General features: G+C 33.3%; 9 protein-coding genes. All 9 read right to left on the bottom strand.

Translation table 11 applies throughout. From position 1 onward, the window contains the following. Nucleotides 1–10: 10 nt before the first annotated feature. Nucleotides 11–2,122 carry a ribonuclease R gene (rnr, locus tag QO263_RS09490; protein ID WP_285620454.1) on the bottom strand — a complete coding sequence of 704 codons (2,112 nt, stop codon included), beginning with the start codon at nt 2,120–2,122 and terminating at the stop codon, nt 11–13. Nucleotides 2,123–2,659: 537 nt separating this feature from the next. After that, nucleotides 2,660–3,829, bottom strand: coding sequence for a D-alanine--D-alanine ligase family protein (locus QO263_RS09480; protein ID WP_285620450.1), 1,170 nt, complete (start codon nt 3,827–3,829; stop codon nt 2,660–2,662). A 130-nt stretch (nt 3,830–3,959) separates the two neighbouring features. Then, a complete protein-coding gene (locus QO263_RS09475) occupies nt 3,960–5,603 on the bottom strand; it encodes a UDP-N-acetylmuramoyl-tripeptide--D-alanyl-D-alanine ligase (protein ID WP_285620447.1) in 1,644 nt (547 codons plus the stop codon). Between the two features lie 90 nt (nt 5,604–5,693). Further along, nucleotides 5,694–6,467, bottom strand: coding sequence for an alpha/beta fold hydrolase (locus QO263_RS09470; RefSeq protein ID WP_285620446.1), 774 nt, complete (start codon nt 6,465–6,467; stop codon nt 5,694–5,696). A gap of 255 nt (nt 6,468–6,722) precedes the next feature. Beyond that, complete coding sequence (locus QO263_RS09465; protein WP_285620444.1) at nt 6,723–8,738, bottom strand: sodium-translocating pyrophosphatase; 2,016 nt, start codon at nt 8,736–8,738, stop codon at nt 6,723–6,725. A gap of 27 nt (nt 8,739–8,765) precedes the next feature. Continuing rightward, the gene (gene secG, locus QO263_RS09460) at nt 8,766–8,999 is read right to left on the bottom strand and encodes a preprotein translocase subunit SecG (RefSeq protein ID WP_285620442.1); all 234 of its coding nucleotides are present in this window, start codon (nt 8,997–8,999) and stop codon (nt 8,766–8,768) included. A 170-nt stretch (nt 9,000–9,169) separates the two neighbouring features. Further along, on the bottom strand, nt 9,170–10,465 hold the full coding sequence (gene eno / locus QO263_RS09455; protein ID WP_285620440.1) for a phosphopyruvate hydratase: 1,296 nt from the start codon (nt 10,463–10,465) through the stop codon (nt 9,170–9,172). Between the two features lie 139 nt (nt 10,466–10,604). Next, the gene (gene gpmI, locus QO263_RS09450; protein ID WP_285620437.1) at nt 10,605–12,137 is read right to left on the bottom strand and encodes a 2,3-bisphosphoglycerate-independent phosphoglycerate mutase; all 1,533 of its coding nucleotides are present in this window, start codon (nt 12,135–12,137) and stop codon (nt 10,605–10,607) included. A gap of 12 nt (nt 12,138–12,149) precedes the next feature. Beyond that, nucleotides 12,150–12,893 carry a triose-phosphate isomerase gene (gene tpiA / locus QO263_RS09445; protein ID WP_285620435.1) on the bottom strand — a complete coding sequence of 248 codons (744 nt, stop codon included), beginning with the start codon at nt 12,891–12,893 and terminating at the stop codon, nt 12,150–12,152. Nucleotides 12,894–12,904: the final 11 nt, after the last annotated feature.

Genomic DNA, 12,904 nt, shown 5'->3' with positions numbered 1-12,904 from the left:
CAACCGAATTTTAAATCAAAACAAAATCAATTTGTCTATTAGCTACATCAGTGCCTACTACTCTGATTCTTACTTCATCGCCTATTCTATATATCTTCTTTGTCTTTTCGCCAATAAACCTATAATTAGGTTGATCATATTCATAATAGTCGTCTATAAGTGTACTTATATGCACTAACCCCTCAATTGTATTTCCAAGCTCTACAAATATTCCAAAAGGCATAACTCCAGATATGATACCATCATATTCCTGCCCTACTCGGTCTGCCATATACTCTACTTTCTTTAAATCATCGGTTTCTCTTGATGCTTCATCTGCAGTTCTTTCAGTATCTGATGACTGCTCTGCAACTCTAGGTAAAAGAGCTCTTAGCTTATCAATTCTTTGATCATTTATCTTATTATTGATAAACTCCTTAATAATCCTGTGAATTTGAAGGTCTGGATATCTTCTTATTGGCGATGTAAAATGCGTGTAATATTTTGCTGCTAATCCAAAATGGCCTTCTGATTCAGCACTGTATTTAGCCTTTCTCAAAGACCTGAGCATTAATGTATTTATAATAGTTTCTTCCTTTGTATTTTCAATTTTTTTGATCAATTCTTGAAGCTCTTTAGGATGTATTTCCTGTGAACCCTTTAAATGATATCCAAAATTATGTATAAACTTATTGAAGTCGTTTATCTTTTCCATATCTGGATCCTCATGTATTCTATACAAAAACGGAACATCAGTCCAATACATATATTCAGCCACAGTCTCATTGCTTATGAGCATAAATTCTTCAATTATTCTATTGGCTATTCTTCTATCATATTTTTTTACATCTATCGGCTTGCCTTTTTCATCTAGAATTATCTTAGACTCTGGGAAATCAAAATCTATACTTCCTCTTTCCTCTCTCATACTAGTTAAAATCCTGCAAAGTTCTTCAGCTAACTTCAAATCCTCTAGAATATGAGCATATCTCTTCTTCTGCTCTGCATCATCGTTTTCAAGTAAATCTGATATATCATCATAGACTAGTCTTTCCTTACTTTCTATTACAGTTTCTATTATTTGATGATCTACAACTTTTCCATTATTATTTATTTCCATGAAAATACTCAATGTTAGCCTTGGAACACCTGGATGTAAGCTACATACTCCATTAGAAAGCTTTTTAGGAAGCATAGGTATAACTCTGTCTACAAAATATACACTTGTGCCTCTCTTAAGAGCTTCTTTGTCTAAGTATGAATTCTCCCTTACATAATAAGTTACGTCTGCTATATGCACTCCTAATTTATAGTTGTCATTTTCAAGTTTTTCAATTGAAATAGCATCATCTAAATCTTTAGCATCTGCGCCATCTATAGTAAATATATTCTTATCCCTTAAATCTAATCTTCTCTTTATTTCATCTTCACGTATCTCCTCAGGTATTCTCTCTGCCTCTTCGTAAACTTCTTCTGGAAAATCTTCTGGCAAATCATATTTTTTGATGATAGCTAGGATATCTGTTCCTGTATCATTTTTATGTCCTAGGATTTCAATTATTTTACCCTCAGGATTTCTTCTTTTTTCAGGCCATTTTGTAATCTCTACTATTACTAGCTGGTTAGTCCTTGCACCATTAATCTCTGACTTTGGTATAAATATATCCATATTTATTCTCGTATCACTAGGAACTACAAATCCAAAGTTCTTACTATTTTCATATACTCCAACGATTGTTTTATTTACTCTTTCTAAAAGTCTGATTACTTCTCCCTCTTGTCTTCTTCCTTCGCTGCTTTTTGTAATCAGCCTAACAACTACTTTATCTCCATGCAATGCTCCATTCATATCCTGAGCTGAAACAAATACGTCTTTAAGCTCTTTGTTTTCTGGTATTAAAAATCCAAACCCTCTCTGATGACATTGCAGTCTTCCTACTACTAGATTCATTTTTTCAGGTATACCATATCTGTCCTTATGCGTTTTTATTATAAGACCTTCATTTTCCATTACATCTAATAGCTTAAAAAAATCTTTATAATCTATAGGCTCAACTTCAAATGCTCTAGCAAGCTCTTCTCTCAGCATAGGCTTATAAGCCTGCTTTTCCATAAATTCCACTATCTTTTCTTTAGTGTTCATAAATATTATTCCTCCATTTTATTAAAGTCCCAATATATCATTAATTTGCCTCATTGATTCAAGTCCTATACTAATAAATTCTTCTAAAGTAAGACCTAAGTCACTACATGCACTTATTTGTTCTCTGTTTGCACCCCTCGCAAAAGTCCTTTCGTGAAATCTGTTTATTATAAATTGCGTATCTATAGCATAAAGCTTTTTTGCTGGAGAAATTAAGGCAGCAACAACAAATTGACTTTAATTAATTAACGTCATTATATCTTATCCCATATTATAGCATAGTTTGAATTAAAGTGATAAATTCTTTTTTAGCAAGATTATAATATAAAGAAACCTAATATCAAAACAAACATGATTTTAAAATCATGTTTGTTTTATTATTATATAAAATGCATTAAATAAGTTACATTGCCTTATATCGTATCTGAGCAATAGCGGAGGATCTTCTCTTAAGTTACACTTATCTAGAGATTCTTCTAGCTTTGCTCTCAGAATGACAAGTAAGAGAATGTAATGTTATTATTGCATTTTATATATCTATATTTTTTTCGCTTTACTTCCGCCAAATTCTACTCTCTTGAATAAATCTACATCATATGAATACATATTCTCGTTCTTTTCTTTATGTGCAAATAATGCAATGTCTATAAGCTCGCTTATTAAGTCTTTAAAGTCGATACCCATTGGCTCCCATAAGTAGTATGCAATTGACCCTGGAAGTGTATTGATTTCATTGACAAATACTTTTCCTTCTTGATCCAATAAAAAGTCTATTCTTGCATTTCCTCTGCAATCTATAGCCATAAAAGCTTGTTTGGCTGTTTCTTGTATTAGCTTTGTTGTATCTTCTGGAAGGTCAGCAGGTATGTTTCTTCCTCCACTCTTTGAGCCTTTACTATTGCTGCTAATATATTTATCCTCATAGGTAAGTAGCTCCTTCCAGCCTACTGGTTCTTCACATAATGATGTCTTTACATTGTCATCATATCCCATAACAGCACAGTTAATTTCCCTAGGAGCTTCAACACTTTTCTCTACAATTATTTTTCTATCATATCTTATTGCTATTTCAATTGCATCTATTAATTTTTCTCTATCCTTAGCCTTTGTAATGCCAACACTTGAACCAAGATTTGCTGGCTTAACAAAAACAGGATACCCAATTTTCTTTTCCACATCATTTATTACAGTTTCTCTATCAGTAGACCATTTCTTTCTAAAGAACCACATATAGTCTACTACAGGTAATCCATGTGCCCTAAATACATCCTTCATTACTATCTTATCCATACCAACTGCAGATGCCATGACTCCTGCTCCTGTATATGGGATATCTATTAATTCAAGCAGCCCTTGAACAGTTCCATCCTCAGCATTAGTCCCATGAAGTGCAGTAAATATTACATCCACATTTTCTACAAGCTTCTTACCTAAAAAGCCTATGTCCTCTGGATGTGAATACAATCTATTGTCATTATATTTTGGCGTCATTATCACTTCTTTTAAATTCTTTAAGTTGTCATTCTTAAAGTTTTTAAAATTCATCAGAGATTCACCTGTAAGCCACTTACCTTCTTTGCTTATATATATAGGCAATACATCGTATTTTGTCTTGTCAATGTTCTCTATAACCTGCATACCTGTAATGACAGAAACTTCGTGCTCTACGCTTCTGCCTCCAAAAACGACACCTACTCTTTTCTTCATAAAAATCCCCCATTCCTTATTTAACTAACACCTACAATGGAAAAATCTAAAGGAATGTCACCTCAAGTATAAACAAGAGTTTAGTTTCTTAGATTCTTCATTGCTGATAAAAATAACACAATAGCTAATATTACTCATTATAAGTATCAGGTAAGTCATTTTCAAACAATACTACGTCTTTTGGCCTCACAATTTTCTGTAATACTGCTGTGGCTTCATTTAAACTACTCACAACAAATACATTATTTTTATTAAAATCTTTTTCAAATATACCTTCATAGATAGGTTTAGTTCTATTTTTACCAACAAGTATTACAAAATCACATGTGTCTCCTACATATCTTCCAAACTGTCTGTTGGCCTCTTCTTCTTCCTGCCCAAGCTCCACCATTCCAGGAGTAACTATTATTTTTCTTCCTTCCTTAAATTGACTTATAACATCTAAGGCTGCCTTTGAGCTAACTGGATTTGAATTAAACGCATCATCGATTATTATTACCCCAGTACCAGGATTTATAAGCTGTAGTCTGTGAGGCACTGGCTCTACTTTTTTAATGCCCCTCGCTATCTCTTCAAATGTTAATCCTAAAGCCACTCCTATACAAGCACCTGCTAGTAGGTTTCCAATATTATGTGATCCTAATAGTTTAGTTTCACATTTTATGGAGTTCCCATTTTTATCATTTAAGATAAAAGTTGAGCCTAGCTCAGATACCTCAATATTAGTTGCATATATGTCAAGAAACTCTGTATTTTCAGTTCCATAGAGTATCTTTTCTTTAAATGTCTTGTCTGCTAGTTTCTTTAGATACTGATTATCATAGTTGAATATAGCAATTCCATCTGGTGGTAGGGCCTCTATTAATTCGTATTTCGTTTTCATTATATTGTCAATATTGATAAATGTCTCAAGATGTGTAGGCCCTATTGAGGTAATGACTCCTATCTTTGGTCCTGCTAAATCAGCCATTTCCTTAATTTCACCTATATTTCTTGCACCCATCTCTACTACAAATGCATTATATTCATCATTTAAGGTATTGTTAATTACCTTACTTACTCCCATTGGCGTATTGTAGCTCTCTGGAGTTTTTAAAACATTAAACTTTTCTTCTAGTATTTTTGCAGTAATAAACTTGGCACTAGTCTTTCCATAGCTGCCTGTTATCCCAACTATTTTTAAATTTTCAAAGCTTCTGACTTTATCACGTGCCATATCATAATAATGCTTATTTATAGCTTCTTCTATGGGTTTTACTAAAATATTGGCTAAGCACAATGTATATGGGGCAAAATAATATAATATAGTACCTATTAAAAGTAAAATTGCATAACTCTCAAAGAAATATTTTGCTAGTAAACTGTATATTATTACTGAAATTATCAATATTAAAAAATTTACAGCATACATAGATGCTAAAAGTCTTTGTGCTCTTTTTGTATATACTAAATCTTTTTTAACATTTTCTTTTTTAAAATTAGTTGAAAGAATAGTCAATATAGACCAAATAACTATATTTGATAGGTTTAGTAGCGGTTGCCCAGTTATAAGGGTTATTAACGCAAAAATTACAGCCACTATCATAGGAATATTAATTTTAAAAGAAAACACTTTGTATTGAAATTCTTTTATCCATCTCAAATAACTTTCATTTAAATATCCTTCTAATTGCATCATATGTAGCATATATCTGCTTCTGTAAAAAAAAGATACATTCCAGATGATAACACTAATAACAGCAAGTATTATCATAAGGCTATTATTTCCTAACATCAAATTCACTCTCCTAAATGGTTACAATTTTCCAGCATTATATTGCTTTGCTTAATTTAGTATAATTCTCTTATCATGTAAAGACTAATTTTAGTTTAACTTATCTTTTTCTAGAAAACTGTCTACTATAGCTTTAAATCTAATAAACTGATCAAGATATGCATAATGCCCCGCATTTTCAAGTACTACTAATCCACTATCCTTTATTTCCTTTTCCATTATTTCTCCCATATAGACAGGAGTTGCATCATCATCCCGCCCCCATATCAAGAGAGTTGAAGCTTTTATATCTTTTAATAATGGTCGTATATCTTCATTGACTAATTTTACTAGTATTTTTCTCATGATTCCATCTGCATCCTTGTAATCAGTAGAACCAAACTTTTTATAAAAATGCTCCATTTTTTCTTCCTTATTCATCCAGAAAAAAGCCATACTGTATAGCTTTTTCAATGCCTTAAATGTATATACTTTAACATAGTATTTTAGCTTTCTCTTTGGAATTAGACCAGCACTATCTATTAATATCATTTTTTTCACTAGTTCAGGGTATTTATTAGCTAAGACTAATGATACCCTTCCTCCATGAGAATGTCCAATTAATATGATTTCGTCCATCTCCATAGTATCAATAAACTCTTTTATAATTCTGGCATAATCATAAGCACCTAATACTTCATTTGGCTTCTGACTCTTTCCACAGCCCGGAAAATCTACAGCATACACCTTAAAGCTACTCTTTAAATGATTAAATATTGGCATTATAGTGTCAATACTAGCCCCCCAGCCATGAAGAATCAGCATGTTTTTCCCTTGCCCTTCACATATATAGTTTAAATCCATATTTTCTATATTTACTTTCATATTATGTTTACTCCTATAGCATTATAATTTACTACTCAAACACCGTCATATTTTTACTATAACATTAAGTACTATATGATTATATCAGAACTTTGGCTAATATTCCATAGTCTATATTCCATTGGATTTTAGCTTTTTTTACCATAATCACCTTTATTATTGCTAAAACTTTCATGTAAATAGTATTTTCGACATTTTTTGAAAATAAAAAAGAAGGCAATTAATAAAATCACCTTCTTTTAAGTCACTATTCAATTAAAACATATTAATTATTAATCCACCAAATTTTAAGAAAAGAGGGGCAAATACTAAAGCTACTATTGTCATAAGCTTAATTAATATGTTAATTGAAGGTCCTGATGTATCTTTAAATGGGTCTCCAACAGTATCTCCAACAACTGCTGCTTTATGAGCCTCACTACCTTTACCACCATGGTTTCCTTCTTCAATGTATTTCTTAGCATTATCCCAAGCTCCACCTGCATTTGCCATGAATATTGCCATTAGAACTCCTGTAACTAAAGAACCAGCTAATAATCCACCTAATGCTTCAGTACCTAAAATGATTCCTGTAGCTATTGGAGCAATAACTGCTAGTAAGCCTGGAACTATCATTTCTCTTAATGCAGCTGAAGTACTGATATCAACACATTTTCTATATTCTGGCTTTGCCTTACCTTCCATTAATCCAGGGATTTCTTTAAATTGTCTTCTAACTTCTTCAATCATACTAAAAGCAGCTTTACCAACAGCCTTCATAGTGATAGCTGAGAATAAGAATGGTAGCATACCACCAACCAATAATCCAGCAATTACTGTAGGTTGAGTTAAATCTATGCTAGTAAGCCCTACTGCCTGTGTATATGATGCGAATAATGCTAATGCTGTAAGTGCAGCTGAGCCTATAGCAAATCCTTTACCAATTGCTGCTGTTGTATTTCCTACTGCATCAAGCTTATCTGTAACATTACGTACTTCTTTTGGTAATTCACTCATTTCTGCAATACCACCTGCATTATCTGCTATTGGGCCATAAGCGTCAACAGCTATTGTCATAGCAGCTGTTGATAGCATACCTACTGCAGCAAGTGCTATACCATAAAGACCTTGAGCTGGTGCTGTCGCTCCACCTGTAGCATAGAAAGCTACAAGTATACCTACTGCTATAACTAATATTGGCCACGCAGTAGACATCATACCTACTGATAATCCACCAATTATATTAGTTGAGCTTCCTGTTTCAGATTCATCTGCTATGCCTTGAACAGGCTTATGATCACCTGATGTATAATATTCAGTAATTCTAGCTATTATTAAACCTACTGCAAGTCCAGATACTACTGCAATAAAAGGTTGATATGAATCTAATAAAGACTTACTTAAGAAAAATGCAACTACAACAGTTAGTAGTGCACTAACTAAAGTACCAGTATTAAGAGATTTTTGAGGATCTGAACCCTCTTTAGCCCTAACAAAAAATGTTCCCATTATAGAAGCTAATACTCCAACTGATGATAAAACTAGTGGATATAATGCTCCATTTGCATCAAATACTACTACACCTAATGTGATAGCTGATATAATAGAACCTACATAAGATTCAAATAAATCAGCACCCATACCTGCAACGTCACCAACATTATCTCCTACGTTGTCAGCTATAACAGCAGGATTTCTAGGGTCATCTTCTGGAATTCCTGCTTCAACTTTTCCAACAAGGTCTGCTCCTACGTCAGCAGCTTTAGTATATATACCCCCACCAACACGTGCAAAAAGAGCTATTGATGAAGCACCTAGTCCAAAACCAGTAATAATTGCAGGGTTACCTATAGTAATATAAAGAATACCAACTCCTAAAAGTCCTAGTCCTACAACTGCCATCCCCATAACTGCTCCCCCTGAGAATGCTACGCTTAGAGCTTTATTCATGCCACCCTCTTTTGCAGCACTTGCAGTCCTAACATTAGCTTTTGTAGCAACCTTCATTCCAAAAAATCCTGTTAGAGCAGAAAAAACTGCACCTAATAAAAAGCTTACAGCAGTTAATATATTTATTCCTACTGCTAAAATAATAAATAGTACGATAACAAATATTGCCAAAGTTTTATACTCTCTTGAAAGAAAAGCCATAGCTCCATCTGCTATATAGGAAGCTATTTCTTGCATTCTATCGTTACCAGGAGATACTTTGTTAATTGTAGATGCTTTATAAAAAGCAAAAAATAAAGCAATTATCCCAACAACTGGTGCTGAGATTAAAAATATATCCATATATTCTTTCCTCCTTAATCATATTGTTTACTGCTGCAATGCAGTTAATACTAGTGCTGATATAACGAATACTATTGCAGAAACAGTAGTTAATTTACTAAGCATTCCTTCAAAGCTTCTTCCTTTATTCTTGCCCCAAATACTTTCAGCACCACCACCAATGCTACCAGATAGTCCTGCACTTTTACCTGATTGTAATAATATACTAGCAATAAGAACTAAGCTTGCTAATACAATTAAAATATAAAATAATATTTGCATCTTCCCACCTCCTGTTCTGTTTCATAAACACAATAATTTTAACATAGTGACAGCATAAAATCAACAAGTATTTGTATTTTGCTCAATCTTTAACTGCAATAGCCGAATAATATTAAAAAACTCCTATTAATATTATTCGGCTTTTTTAGCTAATCATTCAATTCTTTAATTTATTTGCTTTTTATGTTATAAAAAACTTCTTTTCCCTTATACTGACTAGTTTCTCCTAGCATATCTTCTATTCTCAACAATTGATTATATTTTGCAACTCTATCTGTTCTTGAAGGTGCACCTGTTTTTATTTGACCAGCATTTACAGCTACTACTAAATCAGCAATTGTTGAATCTTCAGTCTCGCCAGATCTATGAGAAATAACTACTGTATATCCTGCTCTCTTAGCCATTTCTATGGCATCCAATGTCTCTGTAATAGTACCTATTTGATTAAGTTTTATCAGTATTGAATTAGCAACTCCTGTTTTAATGCCTTGTTCTAGTCTTTTTGTATTAGTAACAAATAAATCGTCACCTACAAGCTGTATTTTATCTCCTAGTCTCTCTGTTAGCGCCTTCCATCCTTCCCAATCTTCTTCATCTAAGCCATCTTCTATAGATATAATTGGATATTTTTTCACTAAATCTGCATAAAAATCAATCATTTCAGCTGAAGTAAGTTCTTTTCCTTCACCTGCTAAAGAATAAATTTTTCTTTCTTTACTATACATTTCTGATGCTGCCACGTCTAATGCTAAATATATATCTTCTCCTGGTTTATAGCCAGCTTTTTCAATAGCCTCTACTATAGTAGCTAAAGCCTCTTCATTAGAACTTAAATTTGGTGCAAATCCGCCTTCATCACCTACAGAAGTACTTAATCCTTTATCTTTTAGAACCTTCTTTAGATTATGAAATATCTCTGCACCCATTCTAAGTGCTTCTCTAAAGTTTAGAGCTCCAACTGGCATTACCATGAATTCTTGAATATCTACATTGTTATCAGCATGCTCTCCGCCATTTAGTATATTCATCATTGGAACTGGAAGAGCTTTTGCATTTACTCCGCCTAGATATTGGTATAGTGTCAAACCTAATGTATCTGCTGCTGCTTTTGCAACTGCCATAGAAACTCCAAGAATTGCATTCGCTCCTAGTTTTCCTTTGTTATCTGTACCATCAAGCTCTATAAGTCTCATATCTATAGCTACTTGATCTAATGCATCCATACCTATAATTTCTGGAGCTATTATATCATTGACGTTATTTACAGCATTAGTTACACCTTTTCCTAGGTATCGTTCTTTATTATTATCCCTTAATTCCACTGCTTCAAATGCTCCTGTCGAAGCTCCTGAAGGTACTGCTGCTCTTCCATATCCATCACTTTCTGTCCAAACTTCAACTTCTATTGTTGGATTTCCTCTTGAGTCAAGTATTTCTCTTGCATAAATGTCAGTTATCATTGTCATGGTTATTACCTCCTTGTTTGTTTTAAGAATATAGATTCTTCGCTAACGCTCAGAATGACCCCTTGATTGTCACCCTGAGTAAAACGAAAGGTCTCTCTTTTAATATACTTCATAATTATGATTTAACGCTCAATGGATTCTACTTTATTATCAACGATGTTCCTGTCATTTCCCGGGGAATTTCTACTTGCATCATATCTAATAATGTAGGTGCTATATCTGCTAAAATGCCTTCTTTTAGTTTTACATTGCCTTCGCCTACAATTATACATGGAACCTTATTGGTAGTATGGGCAGTTAATCTACTGCCTGTTTTTTCATCTATCATCTCTTCAGCATTTCCGTGATCTGCTGTTATAAGTACTTTTCCATTTACTTTTTTAATCTCTTGTACTATTTCATCAAGACATGCATCTACTGTTTCCACAGCCTTTTCCGTAGCATTAACATCTCCTGTATGGCCTACCATATCTGGATTAGCAAAATTGAGTACTATAAAATCGTATGCCTCACTCCTAATTTTATCTATTACTTCATCCTTAACCTCTATGGCACTCATTTCAGGTTTTAAATCATATGTTGCCACTTTAGGAGAAGGTATCAATATTCTGTCCTCTCCTTCGTTAGGCTTTTCAACACCTCCGTTGAAAAAGAAGGTAACATGAGCATATTTTTCTGTTTCTGCAATTCTAAGCTGCTTCATCCCTAGAAGGCTTATATATTCTCCTAATGTATTCACATAGGTTTGAGGTTTATAGACGATTTTCACATTTTCTATAGTCTTGTCATATTGAGTCATACAAACATAATGAGTATCAACCTTTTTTTGACGTTCAAAGCCTTCAAAATTAATATCTACAAAAGCTCTCGTCAATTCTCTTGCCCTATCTGGTCTGAAATTGAAAAATATCATAGAATCCTTGTCATCAACTGTTGCAATAGGTTTTTCCTTGCTTATGACTACAGAAGGTATTACAAATTCATCTGTTATATTATCTGCATAGGATTTATTAATAATCTCCTGAGATGAACCTGCTGTATTTCCTGTACCTAGAGTTAATGCATCATATGCCAACTTAATTCTATCCCATCTTTTATCTCTATCCATTGCATAATATCTTCCTGAAACTGTGGCTATTTTGCCAACCCCTATTTCAACAAGCTTATTTTCTAGTTCCTCCAAATATGATTTACCACTTTGAGGAGGTACATCTCTGCCATCTAGAAAGCAATGGACATATACATCCTTTAATCCATGAGCTTTGGCAAGTTCTAAAAGTGCATATAAATGGCCATTGTGACTGTGAACTCCTCCATCTGATAAAAGCCCCATTAAATGCAATTTAGAATTGTTATTTTTACAATTTTCTATTGCATCTAAAAGCTCTTTTTTATTAAAGAATTCTTTGTTTTCAATTGATTTGGTTATTCTCGTTAACTCCTGGTATATTATCCTTCCGGCACCTATATTAAGATGCCCTACTTCTGAATTTCCCATTTGTCCTTCTGGAAGTCCCACTGAAAGTCCACTAGCTTCTAATTTAGTACTTGGGTAATTCTCCACTAATAATTTATAATTAGGAGTCTTAGCTTTAAGTATTGCATTACCTTCGTATTTTTTTCCTAATCCCCAACCATCTAGTATTATAATTGCTACTAAGTTTTTTGTCATATTCACACCTCTCTAAAAACTAACTAGCTTAATAAACTCCTCTGGCTTTAAGCTGGCTCCTCCTACTAATGCACCATCAATATCTGACTGATTCATTATATCAGTAATATTGTCTGGTTTAACACTTCCTCCATATTGTATCCTAACCTTATCTGATATCTCCTGCTGATATTTATTCATAATTATTTTTCTTATAAATGCAATTATTTCATTGGCTTCTTCTTTAGTTGCTGTCTTTCCTGTGCCTATAGCCCATATCGGCTCATATGCGATTACAATCTTCTCCACTTCTTCTGCCACTATACCATCAAATGCCTTTAATATCTGAGTTTCAACTACTTTTTTTTCAATATTTGCTTCTCTCTGCTCTAGAGTTTCACCTACACATACTATGGGACTAATACCATGCTTTAAGGCAGATTTTATTTTTCTATTTACCATTTCATCTGTTTCTCCAAAATATTGTCTTCTCTCTGAATGACCTATAATACAAAAATCCACTCCAATTTCCTTAAGCATCAAAGGTGATATTTCACCAGTAAAAGCTCCACTTTCTTCCCAATGCATGTTTTGTGCACCAAGCTTAAGCTTTGTACCTGATATTTCTTTTTTTACTTCACTCAAGGCAGTAAATGGAACACAAACTACAGTTTCTACACCATCCTTTAAGTTGCTTTTTATTTCTTTTACTAGTTGGATAGCTTCTTCTATAGTTTTATTCATTTTCCAATTACCAGCTATAATAGGTATTCTCACATCCAGTCCTC

Source organism: Proteiniborus sp. MB09-C3 (assembly GCF_030263895.1).
Taxonomy (GTDB): Bacteria; Bacillota; Clostridia; order Tissierellales; family Proteiniboraceae; genus Proteiniborus.
The sequence above is the reverse complement of the archived record's forward strand: the minus strand, read 5'-3'. Positions and strand labels throughout refer to the sequence as shown.